Source organism: Halorubrum sp. Ea8, from assembly GCF_002252925.1.
Lineage (GTDB): Archaea > Halobacteriota > Halobacteria > Halobacteriales > Haloferacaceae > Halorubrum.
On the sequence record NZ_NHPF01000163.1, the window covers coordinates 1 to 24,661 of the forward strand.

A 24,661-nucleotide genomic window follows, 5' to 3' on the forward strand; every position below is an offset into this window, starting at 1 on the left:
CCGGACGGTCGTCGCGGCCGTCGTTGTCGAAGTCGGCCGCGACGACCGTCCGGACGCGGTCGGGCTCGCTGAGGGCCGCCGACGCGACGTCCTCGAACTCGCCGCCGGATCCGTGACGGAGGAGGCGGTTCGGCCCGTCCTCGTTGCCGACGGCGAAGGCGAACGTCCCGCCCTCGTCGACGAGGGAGGCGCCGCGGGTGTCGCCCGCGGGGTCGGCCAGCGCGCCGCCGCCGGTCGGGTCGTAGTGGCCGTTCTCGTTGCGGAACAGCCGGTTCGGGCCGCGCTCGACGCCCGCGAACAGATCGCCCTCCCCGGAGCAGTGCGGGACCGCGAGCAGGGACCGACAGCCGCCGTCGACCTCCAGCCCGACGGCGCCGGCCATGTCGGTTATCTCGCCGTCGTCGCCGAGCTCGTAGAACGCGAGCGGCGCGGCGTACCCGGAGACGGCGACCCCGTACCGGCCGGTCCCGAGCCGGTCGAGAGCGGCGACGGACCGGCCGGCGCGGACGTCGAGGCGGTCGGCGTTCACGTCGAGCGCGAACACGTCCGTCCAGCGGTAGCCGTCGGATTCGAGGCGGCTCAAGAGGAGGTCGGGGTCGCCGCCGCCGTCGACGCCCTTGGTGCAGTTGTGGACGTACACCTCCTCGCAGCCGTCGGCGTCGAGGTCGGCCGCGCAGACGCCCATCCCGTGGCGGGTCCCGTCGGCGACGATGCCGCAGGCCGTATCGACGAACCGGTCGCCTTCGCGGGCGTACAGTCGGTTCGGTTCGCCGTAGCCAGCGACGAAGACGAGCGGTCCGTCCCGTCCCGGCGTCACCGTGACGCCGTACCCGCGCATCGGGTCGTCGTCGCCGACGAGGTCGGACCGCTCCGTGAACATGATATCCCGTCACCGCTGGGAGAATATGAACTCACGGGTTGGATTCAGCCCGAGACGCGTAAATCCGGCTCCGATTTCTCGTTACGGATTTCGCTCGCCGTCCCTACAGGTTCCGCTCGATGTACCGGTTCATCGCGCGGACGCGCCCCTCGTCGAACGTCCACATCCCGCGCCAGACCCGCGGTTCCGCCTCGACGGCGAGGAGGCCAACGCCGCCGTCCATGCCGCGATCGAGGTCCGATCCCGCGCCGCCGTCGACCGAGGTGGGTCCCCCGGGCGGTCGGTACACGACGAACCAGCTGTGGGTGAAGTCCCGGCTGTCGCCGCCGTGGACCACCGCGTCGAGGCCGCGAGGGAGGTCGTCCGGCACGCCGTACAGGTGGGTGTCGACGCCGGCGTCGACCACGCTCTCGTACACCTCGCGGGTACCGACCTCGTCTTCGATCCGCGAGAGGCGCTGGAACGACGAGCGCAGCGTCCCGTCGCCGGCCACCCAGGCGGCGCGTTCGATGAACCGGGAGATGGTGATGAGGAGGAGCTTCTGGCGGTTCGACTCGGGGTAGCCCCGAAGGGTGAACGTCGTGTCTTCGAGGCCGCTTATCACCGACGGGAGGTCGACATCCTCCAGCGTTCGGCTCCCGGTGACGTACAAGTCCGAGTTCACGAACAACACCGCGTCGCCGAGCTCGCCGAGCGTCGAGCCGGCGACGACCTCGTCGCCCTCGACGAGCAGCGCGAGGTTCTCCACTCCGCCGGGGTCGTCGCCGTCGAACGGGACGGCGTCGTTCCGCCGGAGCGCGTCGACGTCGATCACCGGCCTCTCGCCCGCGTCCGGGGATCGCATCGTCAGCCGCTCGGCGGAGAGCCCCGCCCCGCTCGCATCAGCGGGTCCGTCGGATCGCGCGCCGGGATGGTCGGATCGGGTCTCGGTCGGGTCGGACCCGGTGCCCCCGTCGCCCGCGAGGCTCCGGTCCGCCACCTGCACCGCGTCGCCGAACGTGTCCGTGAGCATGTTGAGAACGGGGTCGGGGTCGGTACGGTTGACGACCACGATGGATCGCTCGACGTCGTCGTATCGATCGAGGAGCTGTTCGAGCGTCACGTAGGCCGTCTCGGGAACTCCGCTCATTAAACGTTTGTCCGCGCTTATCCGGTCTGAGAAACGGACGCGTCGCCGAGCTGACCGGGCGTCGAACCGACGGTGTTCCGAGTCGAACCGACGGTGTTCCGAGTCGAACCGACGGTGTTCCGAGGCGAACCGACGGTGTTCCGAGTCGAACCGACCGACCGCGGGAGCGGTCGGATCGCCTCCCGCTCAGCGCCTCTCGCTCAGGCGCCGACGGTCTCTTCGAGCAGCTGCAGCGGGTGTTTGATCTCGTACCCCGTCCCGTGTTCCATCTGCATGGCGCAGGTGGGGCACTCGGTCATCCCCACGTCGCCCTCGGCGTCCTCCATGTGTTCGAACATCTCCTCGCCGATCTTCATCGACTTCTCGTACTTCTCCTCCTTCCAGCCGTACGTCCCCGAGATACCGGAACAGGAGTCGCCGACGTCCTCCATGTTCACGCCGTCGACGTCGCGGAACGTCTCGACGGCCTGCCGGGCGAGCCCCTGATTGCGGGCGTGACACGGCGCGTGGTAGGCGTACGACCGATCGTCCGCGAGCTCACTGCCCGCGAGCTCGCCCTCCAGGTCCTCGTGGATCCGGAGGTACTCCAGCGCCTCGTAGGTGTGCTCGGAGACGTCCTCGATCCCGTGGATGTCGAACAGCTCCGGGTACTCCTGCCGGAGCGACATCGAGCAGGAGGTACAGGAGGCGATCACGTCCGCGCCCTCGCCGATGGCCTCGATCAGGCTCTCGACGTTCGTCTCCGCGTGCCGGCGGGCGTCCTTCAGCATCCCGTTCGCGAACATCGGGGTGCCGGAGCACTTCTGCGGGGGGACCATCACCTCGTAGCCGAAGTGCTCGTACACCCGGACCATCGCCTTGCCGACCTCGGGCGTGTTGTAGTTGGAGTAGCAGCCGTGGAAGTAGGCCACGCGCTTGTCCGGGTCCTCCACCTTCGCGCCGCCGCGAGCCTTCCACCACTCACGGAACGTCTCCGTGGCGAACTCGGGGAAGTCGCGCTCCTTCGGGATGCCGAGCGTCTTCTCCATCGCCCAGCGGACCGGCCCGAAGTTCATCGCGAACGACGCGGTGCGCGGGAAGACGCTCGCCAGCCGCGCCGAGGTCCGGTAGTTCGCTAAGATCCGGTTGCGGACGTACTCGACCGACAGCTTCTCCATCTGCTCTTCGACGAACTGGCCGCGCGCCTCGTTGTGCATCTGCGAGAGCGGCACCGAAGAGGGGCACGCGTCGTCGCAGCGCATGCAGTTCGAACAGGAGGTGATCGACTCGTCGATGTCGTGGTCGTCCTTGCGCTTGAGGCGCCACTGCTCGGGCCCTTGGAACTTCGGCCCCGGGAACTCGTCGTCGACTTCGGCGACCGGGCAGGAGGTGTCGCAGCTCGTGCATTTGTAGCAGGAGTCGGCCCCCTCGCGGAGGTCGAGGTCGCCGCCGGGGAACACGTCGACCGGGTCGTACGCGTCCGGGTCGAGCTCCGCCGAGTCGGAGCCGCCGGTCGCGCTCTCGACGCCGCCGTCGGTGGCTGGTCTCTCGTCGGCCTCGCTCTCGTCGGCCTCGCTCCCGCCGGCCCGCTCCCCGTCGTCGGGGACGAAGATCGACGGCTGTTCGTCGCGGCCCGCCTCCGGGACGCCGGGACTGGCCCGCGGCTCGCTCCCGTCGCCGCGCTCTCCCCCCGTTCCGTCCGTCGCCCCCGTGTCGTCCGGTGTGTCTCGTGTCATTGGGTCGCCTCCGTCGCCGCCTGCCGCCCGGCCACGAGGCCGGTCGCGAGCGACACCCCGCTCGCGGACTTCTCCCGCGCCGCGTCCGCGCCGCCGACGACGCCGCCGGCCGCGAAGACGTTCGCGTACTGTGCCTCGCCGTCCCCGTCGAGCGGGCGCCCGCGCTCGTCGGGGCGCACGCCGAACCGCGCGTACGGCTGGTCGCCGAACGCGTCGTCGACGAACCACTCGTAGCGGTCGTCGGGCTGCTCGACGTGTAAGTCGAAGACGGGCTCGCGGACGCCCTCGCGGTCCGAGTCGAGCCCCTTCCCGACGAGCCCCCCGGTCGCGAGCACGAAGGCGTCGGCGCCGTACGGCGTCTCCCTCCCCTTCCGATCGACGGCGACCGTCTCGATCCGGCCGTCCGCCTCGGTCTCGATCCCGGCGACTGGGTTGCCGGTCTCGAACCGGACGCCCTCGGCGTCGAGCGCGTCGTAGAGCGTGTCCTCCAGGCGGAGCCCCGGGAGGCTCGGCGGCCCCATCGGGATCTCGAACACGTCGGCGCCGAGCCGGTCGGCCAGCTCCGCGCGCACCTCGTCGCCGCGGTCGTCGCCGAGGAACGCCGGGAAGCCGACGCGCTCGACGCGGTCGACGCCGCCCGCCTCGTCGACGACGTCGTGGAGGTGCGGGGCGACCGCCTTCGCGAGCGCCTCGCGGGCGGGGACGCCGTCGATCTCCTCGTCGTGGTCGAGCGCCTTCGCCAGCCGGGTGACCTTCGCGTCGGCCCGGAACGCCTCCGCGAACTCCACCTCCGCGCCGGCGACGTCGAACGGGACGCCGGCGGCCTCCAGCCGGCCCGCGAACGCCCGCGCGTCGTACTCCGTCAGCGACCGGAACCCCACGATGAGCGCCGGCCGGTCGTCGCTCGCGAGCCCCGCCTCCGCGGCCGCCGGGTACCGCGCGGTCGGCTTCACGCTCCCGCCGAACGTCGGCAGGAGCGCGTTACGGTCGGTGTGGCTCCCGCGGTACGCGTCGCCGGCGAGCTCGTCGAACAGGTCGAGTCCCTCCCGGAGCGCGTCCGCGCCGATGACCCGGTAGGGGTGGCTCTCGGGGAGCCGGTCGATCCCCTCGAAGGGGTCGGCGAGGGGTCCCTCGGGGTCGGGCCACTCGTCGCGGTCGAGCTCGCGGCCCGCTGTCGGCGGTCCCTCGCGGAGCGGCTGCGCCGGCTCCGTCGCCGGGACGTAGCCGAGCGCGTCGATCAGCCCGGAGGCCTGCCGGAGCGTGCTCGACTTGTGGGAGACGAGCCGCACGTCGGCGCCCTCTCGGGACGCCGAAATCGCCGCCGTGATCGCCGCCAGCCCGCCGCCGACGACGAGGACGTCGCTGTCGATCGCCATCAGCGCCCTCCGTCGGTCGTCGCGTCGTCACCTGCGCGACCCCCGTCGGTCGTCGCGTCGTCACCTGCGCGACCCCCGTCGGTCGTCGCGTCGTCGCCTGCGCGACCCCCGTCGGTGGCGGCGGTCCCGGCGTCGCCGCCCTCGTCGGCGTCGGCGCTCGCCGGGCCGGACCCGGCGCCCGCGTCGAAGGCGCCGAAGTCGACCTCGCCGTCGAGGTTCGCGGGGTCGCCGTCGCGGTTCATCGTCGTCGCGTGCAGCAGGTGGTTCAGCATCGCCTGCGAGAGCTGCCGCCCCCACAGCGCGTGGCGCTGGCCCTTCCAGCGCTCCTGGTACAGCTCGTCCTCCGCGTCGCGGACGACGGGCTCCGGGTACTCCCGCGCCAGCTCCGAGGCGATGCGGTGGGTGCAGAAGCCGCCCTGACAGTTCCCCATCGAGGCGCGGGTGCGGAGCCGGACCGCGTTGAGGTCGCTGCCCGCCTCGCCGATGGCGTCCTGCACCTCGGCGCGCGTGACGCCCTCGCACTCGCAGACGATCGGGTTCGGGTCGTACTCGTCGAGGACCTCGTCCGCGCGCGACCCGAGCCGCTGCCCGGAACGGCGGGCGACCGGCGAGCGGAGCCCGAACTCGTCCATCAGCTCCTCCATCCGCGCGTCGCTCTCCGACCCGGGCAGCGGCGCCTCGGCGGTGTCGCAGGTCGCCTCGTGACCGAGGACCTCGCAGACGTGGTCCGAGATGGACTCGGCCATCATGCGGTAGGTGGTGAGCTTCCCGCCGACGATGGTCGTCATCCCCGGCAGGTCGTCGCGGTCGCCGTGGTCGAGCAGGAAGTAGTCGCGCGTGATGTCGGTCGGGTCCTCGGTGCCCGTTCCCGGCGGCTCGTAGAGGGGGCGGACCCCCCAGAACGACCGCAGCGTGCGGGCGTCCTTCAGCGCGGGCACGAGCTCCGAGAGCGTCTCGATCATCAGGTCGACCTCCCACTCCTCCTCGGGGTAGTCCTCGGGGTCGTCGACCTCCTCGTCGGTCGTGCCGAGGATGCAGGCCGTCTCGTGCGGGACGACGATGTCCGCGTCGCCCTTCGGTCGGCACCGGTTGATGACGGTGTCGACCTGTCGGGTGTTCATCACGGTCATCACGCCCTTCGACGGGCGCACCTCTACGTCGACGCCCGCCATCTCGCCGACGTTGCCGGCCCACGCGCCGGTGGCGTTGACGACGTGTCGCGCGCGGATCTCCTCGGTCGTCCCGGGCTCGCGGTGGACCCGCTTGCCGGGGCCGGTCTCGTGTTCGATCTCGACGCCGACGACCTCGCCGTCCTCGACGAGCACGTCGGTCACCGGGGCGTGCGTCTCGACCCGCGCGCCGTGCTCGCGGGCGTCGGCCGCGTTGGAGACGCAGAGCCGGAAGGGGTCGACCGCGCCGTCCGGGAGCGCGATCGCCTTCTCGACGTCGCGGGCGAGGTACGGCTCGCGGCGGCGGGCCTCCTCGCCGTCCAGCACCTCGACGGGGATGTCGCACGCGCGGCACCCCTCCAGCTTCTCCTGGAAGTACTCCTCGGAGTCCTCGGGGCGCTTGACGAACATCCCCCCCGTCTCCTCGACGCAGTGGGACGCGATGTCGCGGAGCACCCGGTTCTCCTCGATACACTCCCTCGCGCTCTTCTGGTCGGAGACCGCGTACCGACCCCCGCTGTGGAGGAGCCCGTGCATCCGTCCCGTCGTGCCGTGCGTCAGGTTCCCCTTCTCGACGAGCACCGCGTCGAGCCCCCGCCGCGCCAGGTCCCTGACGACGCCGCAGCCGGTCGAGCCGCCCCCGACGACCACGACGTCCACCTGATGGTCCATAACCGACCGCTCGGACCCCGTCCACTTTACTTTACCTCCTCTTTACGGGTTCGCATAACTATCAGGGACGTTCAAGTAGTGCAAGCGTTGGCGCCAGCGGTTTGTTTATATATCCTCTTTTTGAACCGCGCTCAAAAGCGGATTTTAACAGTTAGATTATTATGGTAGTACATTATGTTCACGAACGGCGTGGTAGCTTCCGTGAAGATATACCGCGGCGACGGCGGTGACCCCCGTCGAAACGCGGCCGCGCGTCCGGCCTGCGGGTCGGACGCGGTCGCTCGGGGGTCGCCTCGCGGAGCCGAGTCCCGGCCGAGCCGGGACGCGACCCTCTCGGGACGCGCCCGAGACGGGATCGGCGGCGTCGCCGCGTGCGGACCAGCGCCACAGGAGGGATCCAAAACATGACACAGTACGTCGGTGCGATAGACCAAGGGACGACCGGCACCCGATTCATGGTGTTCGACCACGAGGGCCAGGTCGTTACGAACGCTTACGAACAGCACGAACAGATTTACCCGAACCCCGGATGGGTCGAGCACGACCCGATCGAGATCTGGGAGAACACCCAACAGGTCGTCCTCGACGGGCTCGCGGACGCGGGGCTGGAAGCGGACCAGCTCGACGCGATCGGGATCACCAACCAGCGCGAGACGACGATCGTGTGGGACAAAGACTCCGGAAAGCCGGTCCACAACGCCCTCGTGTGGCAGGACCGGCGGACGACGGACCGCGTCGAGGAGATCCAGGAGGCCGGGAAGGTCGAGGAGATCCGCGAGAAGACCGGACTGGAGTGCGACGCGTACTTCTCCGCGACCAAGACCGAATGGATCCTCGACAACGCGGAGCCGCTCAAGATGTCGGCGTCCCGCGGCCGAGACCTCCGCGACAGGGCCCGCGACGGCGAGCTGCTGATGGGCACGATCGACGCGTGGCTCATCTACAACCTGACGGGCAACCACATCACGGACGTCACGAACGCTTCCCGGACCATGCTGTACAACATCCGGGACATGGAGTGGGACGACGAGCTCCTCGAGGAGTTCGACGTGCCGCGTGAGATGGTGCCCGAGGTCCGACCGTCCTCCGACGAGGACTACTACGGCCACACGGACGCGGACGGCTTCCTCGGCGAGGCGGTTCCCGTCGCCGGCGCACTCGGCGACCAACAGGCCGCGCTCTTCGGGCAGACCTGCTTCGACAAGGGCGACGCGAAGAACACCTACGGAACCGGCGCGTTCTACCTGATGAACACCGGGGAGGAAGCCGTCGCGTCCGACAACGGGCTGCTCACGACGGTCGGCTTCCAGATGTCCGGCGAGCCGGTACAGTACGCGCTGGAGGGGTCGATCTTCATCGCCGGCGCGGCGATCGAGTTCCTCGAGGACGTCGACCTGATCAACAACGCCGCACAGACCGCGGAGCTGGCCCGATCGGTCGACTCGACCGACGGCGTCTACATGGTTCCGGCGTTCACCGGGCTCGGCGCCCCCCACTGGGACGGCCGGGCTCGCGGGACCATCGTCGGGATGACTCGCGGCACCGCCAAGGAACACATCGTCCGGGCGACGCTGGAGAGCATCGCCTACCAGACCCGCGACCTCGCGGAGGCGATGGAGGCCGACTCGGGCGTCGAGATGACCAGCCTCCGCGTCGACGGCGGCGCGGTCAAGAACAACTTCCTCTGTCAGCTGCAGGCCGACATCATCCAGACGGACATCGTCCGGCCGGAGGTCGACGAGACCACGGCGCTCGGCTCGGCGTACGCCGCCGGCCTCGCCGTCGGCTACTGGGACACCGTCGACGAGCTCCGCGATAACTGGCAGATCGACCGCGACTTCTCGCCGGAGAAGGAGCAGGAAGAGGTCGACAAGCTGTACGACCGCTGGGACGACGCGGTCGAGCGCTCCCTCAATTGGGCACAGGACGACGAGGAGGACGAGTAGATGAGCGCCGAGGCTTCGGCGTTGCTCGCGTCCGGCGACCTGCTCGCGCAGTCCGGCGGGGTGCTCGCACAGTGGAGCGCCGGTTCGATCGGCGCGGTGCTCGACATCCTGCTCGACCCGACCATCTGGCTCGGCGCGGCCGCCGGCGGGGCGTTCGGCGCCGCGCTCGGTGCGCTCCCGGCGTTCATCTTCACCGGCTTCCTCGTCATCGCCGGCGTGTGGGGCGGTGACGCCGCCATGGGGTCGGGCGTCGGCGTCGGGTTCGGTCCCGTCTTCGGGCCGCACATCTCCTTCGCCGGCGGTGCGGCGGCGTCGGCGTACGCGGCGAAGAACGGCGCGATGGAGTCCGGCTTCGACTACCACAACGCGAAGGACATCGGCTTCGCGCTCGGGAGTCGACCTGACATCCTCGCGGTCGGTGCGGCGTTCGGTGTGTTCGGCATCGTGCTCGAACAGACGCTGCGGAACCTGGCGATCCCGACGGACCCGATCGCGTTCACCGTCGTCGCCAGCGCGCTGGTCCACCGGGCGGTGTTCGGCTACTCGGTGATCGGCAACGTCAGCAGCAAGGCGAGCGGCTACTTCGACATGGGACCGTTCGAACGCGAGGAGATGCGCGATCCGAATGAGGTCCCCGGCGACGGCGACAAGTCCAGCGAGGACCGCCTCGCGGTCGAGCCGTGGCTGCCGAACATGTACAAGTGGTCGCACGTCGCGGCGATCGGTGCGGCCGCCGGACTGGCGGCCTCCTACGCCGCGATCCAGACCGGGAACGTGTTCCTCGGGTTCGGTATCAGCGCGGCGACGCTGCTGTTCCTGAACCTCGGCGTCGACCGGATCCCGGTCACTCACCACATGACGCTACCGGGCGCGACGGCGTGGGCGGCGTTCACGGGAGCGGGCTTCAGCGGCACGGTCGGACTGGTCGCGGGGGCCGGGTTCGGCCTCCTCGGCGCCGTGATCGGTGAGGCCTTCCAGCGCGTCTTCTACGCGCACGGTGACACTCACGTGGACCCGCCGGCCGCGGCGATCTTCATCTCGTCGTCGATCCTCGCGGTCCTGGCGATCCTCGGCGTCCTCGGCTCCATCTGGGTGCCGGGAACCTAAGCGTCGCCTTCCGGCTTTTATCCCGCCGGAAGCGTCGAAGAAAGAACCACGTACGCAACGACACCAGCGATGATCCCGACACCAACCGAGGTAACGAACCCTTGAGTGAACGCGAACGCGGCGACGGCGATGACGGACAGCACCACCAGCCCGATTCCGGCGGCGCCGTGGTGGTACGCCCCGACCGTCGGGTGGTCGCTGAGCGACGTCCGGTCCGACTCCGGGACCCGAACGCTCGCGTGATACGGGACGTACAGCCGGACGCCGACGCCGGCGGTCGCGGCGACGATAGAGGCGAACTGGACGTCGACGACGAGCTCGCGGACGACGAGGAACGCGGCGATCGCGACGATCAGCGCGACCGCCTTGCTCCGCTTGTCGGCCTTGACGACCGACTCGTCGAACTCTGGTTCGGACATACTCCGCGGGAGGCGGCCGGGAGTGTTAAGATTGTGGACGGCGGCGGGAGCGATCGCGTCGCCGTTGTCGTCGCCGGTGCCGTTCTCGGCCGCGACCGCCGGCCGGCGACGGCGTTCGAGGTGGATTTAACGTCGCCGGGCGAGAGGGGCCGATATGAACGCGGAGACGCTGGGACTCGAGAGGCGCGACGGTCGAAACATGCTCGTGGTCGCCGGAATCGTCACTCTCGTGGTGGCGGCGACCGCGGAGGGACCGGTCGGGGCGCGCGTCGTCGCCGGCGCGATCGTCGGCGCGGTCGCGGCCGCCGTGTTCGTCGCCTCGACGCTCCTTATAAACCGGTACAAGCCCGACGGCTGGTGAGGTCGCGGCGGCGAGCCGGTCGGACCGAGCGCCGCGCTTCGTGCCTGTTTTATTCGGACACACAGGAGGGTCGAGCGTGAACATCGACGACCGGATCGAGCGCAGGCTGGGGTACGACGCCGGGGCCGGCGTCCTCGTCGACCTCGACGCCGTCTCCCCCGTCTCACACGTGGACTCGCCCACCGGTCGGGGGCCGGTGTTCGAGCGCCTGCTCGACGTCTTCAGCCCGGCGTTCTCCGGGACGCTCCCGCCGAGCGCCTACGTGCACGGCCCGAAGGGGAGCGGGAAGTCCGCCGTCGTCTCCGCGCTGTTCGACCGCCTCGCGTCCCACAGCGGCCCGCGGCGGGCGATCCAGACGACGACGAGGGCGGTCGAACCCACTCTCCCGGGGTTCGTGTACGTCGACGCCCGCCGCGGCTCGACCCGGTTCCGGCTCTACCACGACGTCCTCTCGACGATCGGCGACGACCCGGTCCCGGAACACGGGATCGGCACCGACGAGCTCGCGGACAAACTGCGGGAGGGCGTCCGCACCGGTCCGGATATCGTCGTCGCGGTCGACCACACCAACGAGCCGGAGACGCCGGACGCGACGACCGTCGTCGACTGGCTCTCGGACATCGGCGGGCACATCTCGCCGGTCTGCCTCGGTCGGGACCCGCCCGACGCGATCGAGTGGGAGCCCGACGAGTCGGTCGCCTTCGAACCGTACCGGCGCCACGTGCTCGTCGAGCTGCTGACGAGCCGGTGTTCGACCGGGCTCGGTCGCGACGCGATCAGCCACGACCAGATCCGCGAGGTCAGCGAGTGGGCCGACGGCGACGCCCACGACGCGCTCGCCGCGATCGCCGGCGCCGCGATCAGCGCGGAGCGCGCGGGCGCCTCCACGATCCGGCCGACCGACCTCGACGCGGGGATCGAGGAGGTGCCGAAGCCCGGCGTCGCGCTGGGCCGCGTGCTCGCCCTTTCCGAGAGCCGACGGCGGCTGCTGTACGAGCTAGTCAGCCTGCCGGAGGACGACCGGGCCTCGGTGAGCGCGGCCACGGAGACGATCGCCTCGCGGCCCGCGGTCGACCTCTCGGCGTCCACCGTGCGCCGAGTGCTGTACGAGCTGGCGGACGCGGGGCTGCTCGACCGGGTGACGGTCAGCCAGAGCCACGGGAAGGGCCGCCCGCCGAGTCGGCTCATCCCGCGGTTCCCGACGCTCGTGTTCCGAGAGCTGTTCGACCGGCCGTCGTGGCCGGCCTGACCCGCCGTCATAGACCAAGCCGCCGCGGCCGACGGCCGCGGACCCCTCTTTATCGACGCCCGCGAACGGGCGCCGCCGAGAGAACGCAAGACAGTTGCGCCCGGCCTCCCGACCGCGGGTATGGCGCCGCCCCTCGCGCTGGACATCGACGGGACGCTGACGACGCCGAGCGGTCGGATCGACCCCCGCGTCTTCGAACTGTTGCCCGGCTGGGACGCGCCGGTCGTCTTCGCGACCGGGAAGGCGTTCCCCTATCCGGTCGCGCTGGCGCACTTCCTCGGCCGACCCGAGCTCGTGATCGCCGAGAACGGCGGGATCGCGTACGCGGACGGCGAAACGACCGTGCTCGGCGACCCGACGGCCCCGCGGGCCGTCGTGGAGGCGTTCCGCGAGCGCGGCGGGGAGGTCGGCTGGGGCGCAGGCAACACGGTGAACCGCTGGCGGGAGACGGAGGTCGCGCTGTCGCTCGACGCCGACGAGGCGCTGCTCCGCGAGGTCGCCGCGGCGGCCGACGGCGACGTCGAGGTCGTCGACACCGGCTACGCGTACCACGTCAAGTCGCCCGCCGTGAGCAAGGGGCAGGCGCTCGAACGCGTCGCCGACACGCTCGGGCTCGCACCCGACGAGTTCGCCGCGGTCGGCGACAGCGAGAACGACGCGTCCACGTTCGCCGTCGCCGGCGAGTCGTACGCGGTCGCCAACGCGGACGCGACCGCCCGCGACGCCGCCGACACCGTCCTCGACGAGGGGTACATGGACGGGACGGCGGCGCTGTTGGCCGAGCTGCGCGAGCGGAGCGGGTGACTGGCCGCGGCCGTCGGCGGGCCCGAGGCCGCCGCGACGCCCCGCAACCGCTTTGTCGGTCCTGGTCGTCTGACGCGTCATGACCGGACGGATCGAGGCGATTCACGTCGCTCCCGAGTCGGGCGCGCCCATGGAGGAGCGAGACAGCGTCGAGGCGGTTTCGGGGCGGGGACTGCGCGGCGACCGGTACTTCCTCGACAGCGGGACCTACTCGCGGTCGGCGCGCGACGTGAGCCGCGAGCTGTCGCTGATCGAGGGCGAGACGCTCGACGCCGTCGAGCGCGACTACGGGATCGCCGTCGGCCCGGACGAGCACCGGCGCAACCTCACCACCAGGGACATCGGGCTCAACCGCCTCGTCGGGGCGCGGTTCCGCGTCGGCGACGCTGTCTGCGAGGGGGTCGAGCTCTGCGAGCCGTGCTCGTACCTCGAATCCCTACTCGAACGCGAGGGGCTCCGCGACGCGCTCGTCCACCGGGGCGGGCTCCGCGCCAGGATCGTCGAGGACGGCGCGATCGAAACCGGCGCGCCGATCCGGATTCTCGGCGACGCCGACGGCGCCGCGCGGTCGCGGCTCGAGGATTCGTAGCCGCGCCGCCGCTCACGTCGTGAACAGCTCTGTGTCGTCGGGGACGGCGAACAGCCCGAGCCGGACGCCGGCGTCGAGCCACCCGTAGCCGTACGAGTACGATGCGAGCGCGTTCACCGGGTCGTCGTCCCCGCGGAAGTGACGTCCGTCTTCGAGGTACGACTCGGCCATCTCGGCCACGTCGGCCGCGGCCTCGCCGAGGGGCGTGTCGGCCGGCGGTCGCGGCTCCGCGGCCGCCAGCGCGTCGGCGAGCATGCGCTCGTATCGGTCCGTCTTCTCCTCTAAGTCGGCGGCCATGCGTCGGGGTTGCGCGGAGGCGATGAAAAGAGCGTCGGGCCCGCGGGCGACTGCGGCCCCCGGAGGGCGAGGCGTGGACGGCGATACCCCCGGACGACGGCGCGAAGGGCCCCGAGAGAGCCGATTTTAATACCGACGCGCCCCCGACACCGAACGATGCCCTCCGACGGATCGCCCGACTCCGGTCTCGGCCCGTCTCGCCCGCTGGACCCGACCGGCCGCGCGGCCCTCGGGCTCGTGGTCGCGACGAACCTCCTCCCGCTCGTCGGCGTCGTCGCGTTCGACTGGCGCGTCGGCGAACTGCTCGCCGTCTACTGGATAGAAGTGGCGGTGATGGTGCTCGCGTACAGCGTCGTCGCGCTGTTCGCCGAGCGCCCGATCGTCTTAGCGGACCGGTCGTTCTACATCGTCGGCTACTCCGACGACGCGGAGCGCGGCGAGGTTTGGGAGAGCGATCCGGAACCGATACGCGTCGCCTCGTGGCTTCCGCCGGTGTACCGCCGAAACGCGGGCGTCGTCGTCCGGTCGCTGGGGGTCTTCGGGTTCCTCCTGTTCCCGCTGCTCGGGGTCGGATGGGACGCGCTCGATTATCTCACGCCGACCGTCGGGCTGGCGACGCTCGGGATCTGCGGCGCGCAGGTCGCGGAGGTGCACCGGGAGTTCCTTGCCGAGCGCGCCTACGAGGAGCGGTCGCCGTACATGGTCGTCGAGGCGGCGCAGCGCGTCGTCTTCTTCTACTTCGTCATCGGGGTGGTGACCGCGGTCACCGTCACCGCCGGACTCGTCGCGGTCGAAGGGTTCGTCGCCCCCGGCCTGATCGACGCGACCGTCGACGCGGTCGGCGTCGAGGCGGTCGTTCTCCCGTACCTCCTGCCGATCACGATCGCGAAGGCGACGGTGGAGTGGAGTCGGCGACGGGCCCACCGCGAGGCGGAACCGGACGGGATCGCGACGTGGTTCACCGGCGAGGACCCGAGGCGGGAGTGGGAGACGGAGGAGTCGACCGGAGACGGGTAACCCGGCCGGGGCGCGGCGCCCGGCGCGGAAAGCGCAACGACGATACCGGCGGAGCCGAAACGGGCGGGCATGTACGAGGCCGTCCACGCCCACCCCGACGGCGACGCGACCGTCGCCCGCCACGCCGCCACCGCGGCGCGGTACGGCTACGACGGGGTCGTCGTCCGCACGCGGGACGCGCTCGCGCCGGCCGGCGAGGGCGGAGAGAGCGAGCGGGGAGGAGCCGACGACGGACCGCCGGCGGCGGCCGCCCTCCGCGAGGAGTACGGCGTCGACGTCGTCGACGCGGTCGAGATCGACGTCGCCGACGCCACGAGCGCCTCCGGCGCCGTCGGAAACTACCGCTCCGAGCGCACCGTCGTCTGCCTCGCGGGCGGCGACGACGGCCTCAACCGGTTCGCGGTCGAGGACCCCCGCGTCGACGTGCTCGCGCGTCCGATGGACGGTCCGGGCGATGTCAACCACGTCCTCGCGAAGGCGGCCCGCGACAACGCGGTCCACGTGGAGTTCGACCTCGGGCCGCTGCTCCGCTCCAGCGGCGGCAGGCGGGTGCGGGCGCTCGCCGACCTGCGGAAGCTCCGCGAGATCGTGACCTACTACGACGCGCCCCACGTCGTCAGCGCGAACGCGCGGTCCCACCTCGCGCTCCGGGCGCCCCGAGAGCTGGTCGCCGCCGCCGAGGCGGTCGGCTTCGACCCGGAGTGGGTACGGGACGGGCTCCGGGCGTGGGGCGCTATCGCGGCGCGCAACCGGGAGCGGCGCTCCGAGGCCTTCATAGAGCCGGGGGTCCGACGTGGCAGGTATGAAGAAGAGCGTTGAGGAGCACGCGGCGCGCTTCTCCGAGAAGGCGGCCGAGTACGACGATTCGAAGAGCGACGAGTACCACGCCTGCGCGAGCCTCGTCGTCGAGTACGCCGACCCGAACCCGGACGACGTCGTCCTCGATTTGGGCGCGGGCACGGGCGCCATCTCGCTGGCGCTCGCGCCCGACGCGGAGCGGGTGCTCGCCCGCGACATCAGCGAGGGGATGATGGACGAGGGGAGACGCAAGGCGGAGGAGCGCGGCCTCGCCAACGTCGAGTTCGCGTACGGCGAGTTCCGCGAGCCCGAGGTCGACCCCGGTCAGCGGATCGATATCGTCACCTCGAACTTCGCGCTCCACCACCTCGGCGACGACGAGAAGCGCGAGGCGATCCGCGAGATGGCCGCGACGGGGGCCCGCCGGATCGTCCTCGGCGACGTGGCGTTCTTCGAGGGGCCCGACCCGGAGGCGCCGTTCTACGGTCCCGAAGTCGACGACCCCGCCACCGTCGGCACCCTCGTCGAGGCGTTCACCGCCGAGGGGTTCGCGGTGACCGCGGTCGAGCGCGTCCACGACCAAGTCGCCGTGATCGTCGCGGAGCGGCTCGGCGACCGGAGCGACGGCGAGCCCGGGGCCGAGCGCTCCGGGTGACCACACTGTGAAACACCTCCCGAAGCACCTCCGGCCGCGGTGGCGGTACCTCGCGGTCGGGATCGAGACGTGGCCCGACGCCGACCTCGGGCGCCGCGCGTTCCAGCGCGCGCTCTGGTACGCCGCCGGCAACCTGATCGGCGACGCGGGGAGCGCCGACGCCGACCTGACCCTGCTCTCGTTCATGCACGGTGACGGGACCGGGGAAGCGGTGGTCAAAGTCCGGCACGGCCACGTCGCCGAGGCGCGCGCGGCGATCGCCTGCGTGAGCGAGGTCGACGGCGACCCGGTCGGGATCCACGTCCGTGGGATCTCGGGGACGGTGCGTGCCTGTGAGGAAAGATATATGCGTCGCGCGGGCGCTAATTCAACACAGCGAGACGTCGCGTTCGGGGACGCCGAGCGACCCGCAGTCGTGCGCGAGGACGCGTGCGACGTGTGGGTCGGGTCGGGTTACGTCGGCGCGGCGGCGTTCGACATCGAGTGATATCATGCAGGGCCAATCCCAACAGCAGGCGTACGACCGAGGAATCACCATCTTCTCTCCCGACGGCAGGCTCTACCAGGTCGAGTACGCCCGGGAGGCGGTGAAACGCGGGACGGCAAGCGTCGGCGTCCGCGCCGAGGACGGCGTCGTCCTCGCAGCCGACAAGCGCGCCCGCTCCCCGCTGATGGAGCCGGAGAGCATCGAGAAGCTCCACAAGGCCGACGACCACGTCGGCGTCGCGAGCGCCGGTCACGTCGCCGACGCCCGCCAACTCATCGACTTCGCGCGCCGGCAGGCGCAGGTGAACCGCCTGCGCTACGGCGAGCCGGTCGGCATCGAGACGCTGACGAAGAACATCACCGACCACATCCAGCAGTACACGCAGATCGGCGGCGCGCGCCCCTTCGGCGTCGCGCTGATCGTCGGTGGGATCGAGAACGGCGAGCCGCGACTCTTCGAGACCGACCCCTCCGGCACCCCCTACGAGTGGCAGGCGCTCTCGATCGGTTCCGACCGGAGCGACCTCCGCGACTACCTAGAGGAGGAGTACGAGGAGGGTATCTCCACCGACGAGGCGGTCGGGCTCGCGCTCGACACCCTCGCGCAGTCGAACGACGGCGAACTGGCGCCCGACGGCGTCGGCGTCGCCACGATCACCGTCGACGACGACGACGGCTACACCGAGCGGTCGAACGAGGAGATCGAATCGATCCTCGACGAGCGGGACCTGCTCGAGAGCGAGGAGGACGAGGACGACGCCGACGACGCCGGCGACGCCGACGAGGAGTAAGGTCGGGTCGCCCCGGGTCGAAACGTCCATTTTTCGAGGCGCGAACGGGGACCCATGAGCGACGACCACGCGGTCGAGTCCGACGGGCCGGATCCGGGACGGGACGGCCACGCGCTCCCGGCCGGCTACGAGCTGCGAGAGACGACGCCGTCGGTCGACGCGTTCCGGCGGCTCCGGCGGGAGGCCGAGATGAGCGACCGGTCGCGAGAGGCGGTCGAACGGGGGCTCCCGAACACGACGCACGGCGTTCACGTCGTCGAGACCGAGACCGGGTCGGCGGTCGGAATGGCGCGGATCGTCGGGGACGGCGGATCGATATTTCACCTCTCGGATACGGCCGTCGCGGAGCCGCATCAGGGGCGAGGGATCGGAACGGCGATGATGGACGCGCTCGTCGCGTGGCTCCGCGCGAACGCGCCGGACGGCGCGTACGTCGACCTCCTCGCCGACGTCGACGGCTTCTACGAGCGGTGGGGGTTCGAGCGGACCGCGCCCGCGTCGCGGGCGATGGGGATCCGGACCGAGGAGCTGTGACGCGAATCCTGCTCCGGGCGTCGCGGGGGAGACCGGCGCTCGGGTCGGGAGAGTTATGCCGTCGGGGGCCGACCGACGACGCGTGCAGAAGACGGTACTCATCACCGGCTGTTCCTCGGGTATCGGCCGCGCCGCGGCGCACGCGTTCAACGACGAGGGGTGGACCGTGTACGCGACCGCGCGGAACCCCGCCGACATCGAGACACTCGGCGAGGCGGGCTGCGAGCTCGCCACCCTGGACGTCACCGACCAGTCCGACGTCGACCGCGTCGTCGACCGGATCCTCGACGAGGAGGGCGCGATCGACGCCCTGATCAACAACGCGGGGTACGGCCAGTTCGGCCCGATCGAGGACGTGTCGACGGCGGCGGTCCACGAGCAGTTCGACGTGAACGTGTACGGGCCGCACCGGCTCACGAAGGCGGTGTTGCCGGCGATGCGCCGCGAGCGCGACGGGACTATCGTCAACGTCTCCTCGGTCGCCGGGCGCGTCTCGTTCCCCGGGGGCGGCGTCTACAGCGGCTCGAAGTTCGCGGTCGAGGCGATGTCCGACGCGCTCCGCAACGAGGTCGCCGAGCACGGGATCGACGTCGTCGTGGTCGAGCCCGGACCGGTGAAGACGAACTTCTCGAAGCGCGCGCAGGCGGAGGCGGGCGTCGGTTCGGACGGGGGCGAGGACGACGGAGACGACGCCGGCGGGAGCGGCGCGTCGAACGGCGACGACGACCGCTCCGGCGCCTACGAGGAGTTCTACGCGCTGTTCGAGGACGCGAAGCTCGTCGGCGGCGGGGGTCCCGGCGCGGTCGAGCCGGAAGTCGTCGCCGGCGCGATCTACGATGTCGCGAGCGCGACGCAACCGCCCGCGCGCGTGCAACCGGGCACCGCCGCCCGCGTCGGCGTCCTCGCGCGCTTCCTCCCGGACGCGGTGCTCGACCGCGGCTACGAGTTCGTCCTGAAATTCACGTCGTAGTGTCAGCCGCCCCGCTCCGGGCCGCCGGTCCCCGACTCGTCGCGGCCCGGCGCGACCGCGAACGGGCTCTCTCCCTCCCGCCACTCCCAGCCCGGGAGCCGCGTCTGGAAGCCGGCGGCGAGCGCCGCGTCGAGGTCGTCGGCGCCGGCGGTGCCGGCGTCGTCGCCCGGCGCGGTCTCGTCCTCGCTGACGTGAACGTCGACGAAGTGGAACGTCGCCTGCCCGAGCAGCGAGAGCGGCCGGCCGCCGGCCAGCGTCGCCGCGAGCTCGCGGCCGAGGACCTCGTCGACGACGAAGCCGGGGTAGTCGTCGGCGACGTCGAGGTCACGGAGGAGCGCGACGCAGCCGGCGACGTTGACCGCGACCTCGCCGTCGGCGAAGACGGCGTCGACCTCGCGGCGGTACGCCTCGCGGCTCACCGGGGCGACGTCCGTCTCGAACAGCGTCCCCAGTCGCTCGCGGGTCTCGTTGATCAGGGGAACGACGACCGGCGCGCGGTCGCGGACCCACGCGCGCTCGTCGCGGACCGTTTCGGGGGTAACGCGCATGGGGATTCGAACGCCACCGCCGGCCAAGGGGCTTGCCCTTTGCGAAGGGTTTTATAATAACGGGGGTATACGTCCACCTAAGCGGGTTTTCGCTGGCTGTTCCCGCACGGTACCACCTACGGACAGTACTACCACTATGCCTACCCCGTCACGGTCGACCGTTCGGCGACGAGCCACGTACCGGCGCGCGGACGCGTTCGACGGCGGCGGCGACCCCGACTACCCGCGGTAAGATATGAGTCAAGTCGACAAGCAGCTCGATACACTGAAATCAGAGATCGAACAGGAGATTCCGAACGACATCACGGTCACCGACGTCAAGTACGAGGGCCCGGAACTGGTCGTCTACACCCGCGACCCGAAGCGGTTCGCCGGCGACGGCGACCTGATCCGCCGGCTCGCCTCCAAGCTCCGGAAACGAATCACGGTCCGCCCGGACCCCAGCGCCCTCTCTCCGCCGGCCCGCGCCGAGGAGGAGGTCCGCGAGGTGATCCCGGACGACGCCGGCGTGACCTCCCTCGACTTCCACGAGGACACCGGCGAGGTCGTCATCGAGGCGGAGAAGCCGGGGATGGTGATCGGCCGCCGCGGCTCCACGCTGCGGGAGATCACCCAGGAGGTCGGCTGGACCCCCGAGGTCGTTCGGACGCCGCCGATCGAGTCCTCGACCGTCTCGAACGTGCGCGGCTTCCTGAAGACCGAGCGCGAGGAGCGCCGCGACATCCTCGAGCGCGTCGGGCGCCAGATCCACCGCGAGGAGATGTCCGACGACGAGTGGGTCCGGATCACGACGCTCGGCTGCTGTCGCGAGGTCGGCCGCGCCGCGTTCATCCTCTCGACGCCCGAGACCCGGATCCTCATCGACTGCGGCGACAAGCCCGGCGCGGAGGGCGAGGTGCCGTACCTGCAGGTCCCCGAGGCGCTCGGCGCCGGCGCGGCGACGCTCGACGCCGTCGTTCTCACGCACGCTCACCTCGACCACTCGGCGCTGATCCCCCTCCTGTACAAGTACGGCTACGACGGCCCGATCTACACGACCGAGCCGACCCGCGACCTGATGGGCCTGCTCACGCTGGACTACCTCGACGTCGCCGCCAAGGAGGGGCGGACGCCGCCGTACGAATCGGCGCAGGTCCGCGAGGCGATCAAACACACCATTCCGCTCGAGTACGGTGACGTCACCGACGTGGCGCCCGACGTGAAGCTCACCTTCCACAACGCGGGCCACATCCTCGGGAGCGCCGTCACGCACTTCCACATCGGCGACGGGCTCTACAACGTCGCCTTTTCGGGCGACATCCACTACGAGGACACCCGCCTGTTCAACGGCGCGGTCAACGACTTCCCGCGGGTGGAGACGCTCGTGCTGGAGTCAACCTACGGCGGCCGCGACGACTACCAGACCGACCAGGCCGACTCAGAGGAGGCGCTCAAGGAGGTCATCAACGAGACGTACGAGCAGGGCGGGAAGGTCGTCATCCCCGCGTTCGCCGTGGGGCGCTCCCAGGAGATCATGCTCGTCTTAGAGGAGGCGATGCGGAAGGGCGAGATCCCGACGATGCCCGTCCACCTCGACGGGATGATCTGGGAGGCGACCGCGATCCACACGACCTACCCCGAATACCTCCGCGACGACCTCCGCGACCGGATCTTCCACGACGACGAGAACCCGTTCCTCGCGGAGCAGTTCAACCACATCGACGCCGGCGAGGACGAGCGACAGGAGGTCGCCGACGGCGACGAGTGCATCGTCATCTCCACCTCCGGGATGATCGAGGGCGGGCCGATCATGTCGTGGCTCCGCCACATCGGCCCCGACCCGGACTCGAACCTCGTCTTCGTCGGCTACCAAGCGCAGGGAACGCTCGGCCGCCGGATCCAGAACGGCTGGGACGAGATCCCGGTCGACGGCTGGGGCGGCGGGAGCCGCGGCGACACGCTCACCCTAGAGATGGGGACCGAGGTCGTCGACGGCTTCTCCGGCCACGCCGACCGGCAGGGGTTAGAGAACTTCGTGAAGACGATGAACCCGCGGCCGGAGAAGGTGCTGTGCGTCCACGGCGACGAGCGCTCCGTGCAGGACCTCTCCTCGGCGCTGTACCACGACTACAACATGCGGACGTTCGCGCCGAAGAACCTGGAGACGTTCCGGTTCAAGTAACGCCGGCCATCGGTGGCGCGGGCGTCGGGGACGCGGCTGTCAGGCGTCGCAACCGGGCTTGTCCCGCTCGGTCGGTCCGTCGGTGGCCGCGGTCGCGACCGCCGTCGTACGCGCGATGGGCTGCTCCTCCTCGACGCCGATGAAGCGGATCTCGACGGAGTCGCCGGGCTCCATCGGACGGTCGCCGCTGAACTCGATCGGGTACCTGTTCTCGACGCGGAAGAACGGCTCGTCGCCGGCGCCGCCGGCAACGTCGTTCTGACCCGATTCGACGTACTCTTACGGCGGACCGTCGACCCCAGTCTCCCCGTCCTCTTGGTACGGATTGTGGACCATCCGGACGGTCAACGCGTCGCCGACCGCGAAATCGCCGGTACAGAACTCACCGACGTTCTGCGAGTGAAACTCCTGTTCGGAGTCCTCGTCGAACAGGTTCGGGTTCAGGAAGCGAACCTGTCCGCCCTCGCCGTCACCGCCCTCCCAGCGGACGAGTATCGAACCCACCTCGTCGCCCTCGAACGACGGGCCGGCGACGTACTCCATGCGGACGACGTCGACGTCGCCTCGGGGCGGATCGCTGACCCGTGAGTTCCACCCGCCCCACGCCCGGTGTTCGGGTCCGAGCGTCACCTCGGTGTCACCGAACGCGCGCGGCTCCTGCGGTTCCGTGAGCGCGCTGCCGATATCGAAAACTGTGACGCCGATACTCGCCGCGATTATCACGACGATCGCGGCCATGAGAATCGTCGCGACCACGGTGCTGACGCCGCGGTCGTCGCTACCGCGCATCGATCACCCCGTCGCCGGCGACGCAGTCGGATATCATACTCGCCTGTTCGGTGGGGGTCGTATGAGTTCGTCGGCCCACCTATCAATACAGATACTGCTTTTCAGTATACACTTATACCATACCCGTGAACGGACGGTATGCGTCTCGCGCTCATCGCCCACGACGAGCTGAAAGACGAGATGGTGGAGTTCGTCACAAAGCACGCCGCGGCCCTCGACGACTGCGAGCTCGTGACGACGGGGACGACCGGGAAACGCATCGCCGAGGAGACCGGCCTCGCCGTGAACCGGCAGGCGTCGGGACCGTACGGCGGCGACCTCCAGATCGGCGGGATGATCGCCGACGAGGCGATCGACGGCGTCGTCTTCCTCCGCGACCCGCTCACGGCGCAGGCGCACGAGCCGGACATCTCCGCGTTGCTGCGCGTCTGCGACGTGAAGGACGTCCCGCTGGCGACCAACGTCGCCTCCGGGGAACTGCTCGTCGAGGGGCTCCTCGGCTCGACGTGAGCCTCCCCGAGTCCAAGTATCATATCGGATACCGAGGGCCGCGGCGTTTTACGTCCGTCCGTCGTACTCCGCACTGATGACCCGGCACCCGATGACCCGGATCGCGGCGGTCGCGGCCGCGCTGCTCCTCGTCTCGGCGCTCGCCGCGAGCGGAGCGGCCGTCGGTATCGGGGCGGCGCAAACTGGCGGCGACGCGTCCGGAGGCGACGCCTCGGACGGCGGCACACCAGACGACGCCGCGACGCCGCCCACGCGGTGTTTCGCGGGCGACGGCTACCCGATCTCGATCGGGGAGACGGGCGCGACGATCGACGCCGTCGTCCACCTCTCCGTGCTGACCGACCCCGCCGCCGGCAACGAGATCGGGCTGGAAGCCGCCGGCGCGCTCGGCGGCGATCCGATCGTGGTGCTCGCCGCGGGAGTCCGCCTCACCGCGCGTGAGGCGGTCGCGAACGGAGTCGACCCGTTCGCGGCGTTCGACGTGCTGTACGCGTACGAGCTCACCCTCCCGATGTTCGGCGGCGCGATCGACGACTCGGAGTACAGCGACAGCGGCTCTCCGATCGAGTCCGGTGCCGGCGTCACGGCCTGCTGACCCGGAGCGCGCCTCGCTTCTGCTACTCCCCGTCCTCCTCATCCCCGTTGTCCGCCGGCGGGCGGACACCGCGAACGATCCCCAACAGCTCGCGGCGCGCGTCTTCGGGACCCCGACCCTCCGGGTACGCGGCGGCGACGACCGGGTACGCGCCGCCGGCGAGGAGGTACTCGTCGGCCGCCCACACCGCGAGCAGCGCCTCGATCGGGACCTCGCGGTCTCCGCCGGTCCCGTCCTCCTCCAGCCGGCAGTCGCCGCGGAAGGTCCAGACCGTCGCGCGCTCGGCGGCCGGGTCGTCCACGGCCATCTCGCGGTCGCCGCGGCGCTCGACCGCCGCGATGTCGCGGGCCGCGAGCCGGTCGCGGAACCCCTCTCTCGCCCGTCGCTCGACCAGACGGGTGAGCGCGGCGTTCGGCGCCGTCTCCGGGCGGATCCGCAGGCGACTCGCGAAACAGAAGGGCCGCGGGGGCGGGTCGGTCGCCCGCTCGTACCGCACCGTGCTCGCGGTCACGGAGACGGGGCCGGCGGCGAACGGTCGGTCCGTCGTCTCGGCGACGCGTCGCCAGCCGTCGAGGCGGTCCGGGGGGACGACCGGCGGGTCCATGGTCGCCGTTCGCCGGGGAGGTAATTAAAAGCGAGCGGGGACGGGGGCGGCGCGGCCGGCGAGGGGAGAGCGGGCCGCCGCGGATCGGGTCAGTGGTCGTCTTCGCGCCACTTGTGCTCGCACTCGGTGCAGACGAAGAAGCGGGTCTCCGACTCGTCGGCCGAGCGGATCTGCTGCATGTACCAGTAGGCGCGGTCGTTTCCGCACTCCGGACAGTGCGCGGTCGTCTGCGGCAGTCCCTTGTCCTCCGCGTCGCTCACGTCGATGACCTCCGACTCGACCTGCGACTCGGTGGTCCACTCGTCGTCGCCGTCTTCGCGGCCGATCTCGTTGTCACAGTCCGCGGAGCTACACACCCAGTGGTCCTCGCCCTCGCCGGACTTCATCATCGAGCCGCACTCGTCGCAGAACTTCATGGCGGAACCAGCCGCGGATCGTATATAAGCGGCGGGATCGCGACCGAACGACGGAGCCGAGTCCGCCGGTCGAC

Annotated in this window: 28 protein-coding genes; 16 read left to right on the plus strand and 12 right to left on the minus strand. The window is 70.8% G+C overall.

From position 1 onward, the window contains the following. The 5 genes from DJ74_RS18145 to glpA all read right to left on the minus strand — a co-directional run. Positions 1-880, minus strand: an 880-nt coding sequence (locus DJ74_RS18145) for a VCBS repeat-containing protein (protein WP_141212760.1), incomplete at its 3' end; no start/stop codon positions are given. Positions 881-983: 103 nt separating this feature from the next. Beyond that, positions 984-1,982, minus strand: a complete 999-nt coding sequence (locus tag DJ74_RS18150; RefSeq protein ID WP_094528265.1) for a hypothetical protein — start codon at positions 1,980-1,982, stop codon at positions 984-986. A gap of 227 nt (positions 1,983-2,209) precedes the next feature. Next, entirely contained in the window at positions 2,210-3,724 is a 1,515-nt protein-coding gene (locus DJ74_RS18155) for an anaerobic glycerol-3-phosphate dehydrogenase subunit C (RefSeq protein WP_094528233.1), read from the minus strand. Next, positions 3,721-5,100 (minus strand): glycerol-3-phosphate dehydrogenase subunit GlpB, encoded by a 1,380-nt coding sequence (glpB, locus tag DJ74_RS18160; RefSeq protein WP_094522274.1) that lies wholly within the window; start codon positions 5,098-5,100, stop codon positions 3,721-3,723. Before glpB ends, DJ74_RS18155 begins: the two co-directional genes overlap by 4 nt. Then, positions 5,100-6,941: an anaerobic glycerol-3-phosphate dehydrogenase subunit GlpA gene (gene glpA / locus DJ74_RS18165; RefSeq protein ID WP_094528235.1), complete on the minus strand. Its 1,842-nt coding sequence runs from the start codon at positions 6,939-6,941 to the stop codon at positions 5,100-5,102. Before glpA ends, glpB begins: the two co-directional genes overlap by 1 nt. 404 nt (positions 6,942-7,345) lie before the next feature. Here glpA and glpK point away from each other — a divergent pair, with 404 nt between their 5' ends. Continuing rightward, positions 7,346-8,887, plus strand: coding sequence for a glycerol kinase GlpK (gene glpK / locus DJ74_RS18170; RefSeq protein WP_094522272.1), 1,542 nt, complete (start codon positions 7,346-7,348; stop codon positions 8,885-8,887). Beyond that, entirely contained in the window at positions 8,888-9,994 is a 1,107-nt protein-coding gene (locus tag DJ74_RS18175; RefSeq protein WP_094522271.1) for a hypothetical protein, read from the plus strand. Positions 9,995-10,011: 17 nt separating this feature from the next. On the opposite strand, the gene DJ74_RS18180 is transcribed toward DJ74_RS18175, so the two are convergent. After that, on the minus strand, positions 10,012-10,413 hold the full coding sequence (locus tag DJ74_RS18180; RefSeq protein WP_094522270.1) for a hypothetical protein: 402 nt from the start codon (positions 10,411-10,413) through the stop codon (positions 10,012-10,014). Positions 10,414-10,567: 154 nt separating this feature from the next. Here DJ74_RS18180 and DJ74_RS18185 point away from each other — a divergent pair, with 154 nt between their 5' ends. The 4 genes from DJ74_RS18185 to DJ74_RS18200 all read left to right on the plus strand — a co-directional run bounded on the left by DJ74_RS18185 (position 10,568) and on the right by DJ74_RS18200 (position 13,416). Further along, positions 10,568-10,774, plus strand: coding sequence for a hypothetical protein (locus DJ74_RS18185; RefSeq protein WP_094522269.1), 207 nt, complete (start codon positions 10,568-10,570; stop codon positions 10,772-10,774). 76 nt (positions 10,775-10,850) lie between these two features. Beyond that, positions 10,851-12,023: a Cdc6/Cdc18 family protein gene (locus DJ74_RS18190; protein ID WP_094522268.1), complete on the plus strand. Its 1,173-nt coding sequence runs from the start codon at positions 10,851-10,853 to the stop codon at positions 12,021-12,023. A 120-nt stretch (positions 12,024-12,143) separates the two neighbouring features. Next, complete coding sequence (locus tag DJ74_RS18195) at positions 12,144-12,827, plus strand: HAD-IIB family hydrolase (protein ID WP_094528237.1); 684 nt, start codon at positions 12,144-12,146, stop codon at positions 12,825-12,827. Positions 12,828-12,906: 79 nt separating this feature from the next. Further along, positions 12,907-13,416: an MOSC domain-containing protein gene (locus tag DJ74_RS18200; RefSeq protein WP_094522266.1), complete on the plus strand. Its 510-nt coding sequence runs from the start codon at positions 12,907-12,909 to the stop codon at positions 13,414-13,416. A gap of 12 nt (positions 13,417-13,428) precedes the next feature. On the opposite strand, the gene DJ74_RS18205 is transcribed toward DJ74_RS18200, so the two are convergent. Further along, complete coding sequence (locus DJ74_RS18205; RefSeq protein ID WP_094522265.1) at positions 13,429-13,713, minus strand: DUF357 domain-containing protein; 285 nt, start codon at positions 13,711-13,713, stop codon at positions 13,429-13,431. A gap of 156 nt (positions 13,714-13,869) precedes the next feature. On the opposite strand from DJ74_RS18205, the gene DJ74_RS18210 reads away from it, so the two are divergent. From DJ74_RS18210 to DJ74_RS18240, 7 genes are all read left to right on the plus strand, one after another. Further along, on the plus strand, positions 13,870-14,730 hold the full coding sequence (locus tag DJ74_RS18210; protein WP_094522264.1) for a DUF6498-containing protein: 861 nt from the start codon (positions 13,870-13,872) through the stop codon (positions 14,728-14,730). Positions 14,731-14,799: 69 nt separating this feature from the next. Beyond that, entirely contained in the window at positions 14,800-15,549 is a 750-nt protein-coding gene (locus DJ74_RS18215; RefSeq protein WP_094522263.1) for an RNase P subunit p30 family protein, read from the plus strand. Continuing rightward, positions 15,533-16,183: a class I SAM-dependent methyltransferase gene (locus tag DJ74_RS18220; RefSeq protein ID WP_094522262.1), complete on the plus strand. Its 651-nt coding sequence runs from the start codon at positions 15,533-15,535 to the stop codon at positions 16,181-16,183. Before DJ74_RS18215 ends, DJ74_RS18220 begins: the two co-directional genes overlap by 17 nt. Before the next feature lie 7 nt (positions 16,184-16,190). Then, complete coding sequence (locus DJ74_RS18225; protein WP_094522261.1) at positions 16,191-16,670, plus strand: Rpp14/Pop5 family protein; 480 nt, start codon at positions 16,191-16,193, stop codon at positions 16,668-16,670. A 4-nt stretch (positions 16,671-16,674) separates the two neighbouring features. Then, positions 16,675-17,460 carry an archaeal proteasome endopeptidase complex subunit alpha gene (gene psmA, locus DJ74_RS18230; protein WP_094522260.1) on the plus strand — a complete coding sequence of 262 codons (786 nt, stop codon included), beginning with the start codon at positions 16,675-16,677 and terminating at the stop codon, positions 17,458-17,460. 54 nt (positions 17,461-17,514) lie between these two features. After that, positions 17,515-17,994 (plus strand): GNAT family N-acetyltransferase, encoded by a 480-nt coding sequence (locus DJ74_RS18235; protein WP_094528238.1) that lies wholly within the window; start codon positions 17,515-17,517, stop codon positions 17,992-17,994. A gap of 55 nt (positions 17,995-18,049) precedes the next feature. Beyond that, the gene (locus tag DJ74_RS18240; RefSeq protein ID WP_094528240.1) at positions 18,050-18,964 is read left to right on the plus strand and encodes an SDR family oxidoreductase; all 915 of its coding nucleotides are present in this window, start codon (positions 18,050-18,052) and stop codon (positions 18,962-18,964) included. Between the two features lie 2 nt (positions 18,965-18,966). Here the strand turns inward: DJ74_RS18240 and DJ74_RS18245 are convergent, their stop codons facing one another. Beyond that, a complete protein-coding gene (locus DJ74_RS18245) occupies positions 18,967-19,512 on the minus strand; it encodes a hypothetical protein (protein WP_094528242.1) in 546 nt (181 codons plus the stop codon). A 235-nt stretch (positions 19,513-19,747) separates the two neighbouring features. Between DJ74_RS18245 and DJ74_RS18250 the strand changes: the two genes are divergently transcribed. After that, positions 19,748-21,673, plus strand: coding sequence for a beta-CASP ribonuclease aCPSF1 (locus DJ74_RS18250; protein ID WP_094528244.1), 1,926 nt, complete (start codon positions 19,748-19,750; stop codon positions 21,671-21,673). Between the two features lie 39 nt (positions 21,674-21,712). Here DJ74_RS18250 and DJ74_RS19825 read toward each other — a convergent pair whose 3' ends face one another. Together DJ74_RS19825 and DJ74_RS18255 are read right to left on the minus strand one after the other, a co-directional pair. Then, the gene (locus tag DJ74_RS19825; protein ID WP_254922204.1) at positions 21,713-21,847 is read right to left on the minus strand and encodes a hypothetical protein; all 135 of its coding nucleotides are present in this window, start codon (positions 21,845-21,847) and stop codon (positions 21,713-21,715) included. 105 nt (positions 21,848-21,952) lie between these two features. Next, entirely contained in the window at positions 21,953-22,462 is a 510-nt protein-coding gene (locus tag DJ74_RS18255; RefSeq protein ID WP_254922205.1) for a type IV pilin, read from the minus strand. Between the two features lie 138 nt (positions 22,463-22,600). On the opposite strand from DJ74_RS18255, the gene DJ74_RS18260 reads away from it, so the two are divergent. After that, positions 22,601-22,972, plus strand: coding sequence for a methylglyoxal synthase (locus tag DJ74_RS18260; RefSeq protein ID WP_094528246.1), 372 nt, complete (start codon positions 22,601-22,603; stop codon positions 22,970-22,972). Positions 22,973-23,048: 76 nt separating this feature from the next. Then, a complete protein-coding gene (locus DJ74_RS18265) occupies positions 23,049-23,567 on the plus strand; it encodes a hypothetical protein (protein ID WP_094528248.1) in 519 nt (172 codons plus the stop codon). A 22-nt stretch (positions 23,568-23,589) separates the two neighbouring features. Here the strand turns inward: DJ74_RS18265 and DJ74_RS18270 are convergent, their stop codons facing one another. Further along, complete coding sequence (locus tag DJ74_RS18270; RefSeq protein ID WP_094528250.1) at positions 23,590-24,171, minus strand: hypothetical protein; 582 nt, start codon at positions 24,169-24,171, stop codon at positions 23,590-23,592. Positions 24,172-24,260: 89 nt separating this feature from the next. After that, a complete protein-coding gene (locus tag DJ74_RS18275; protein WP_094528251.1) occupies positions 24,261-24,587 on the minus strand; it encodes a transcription factor S in 327 nt (108 codons plus the stop codon). Positions 24,588-24,661: the final 74 nt, after the last annotated feature.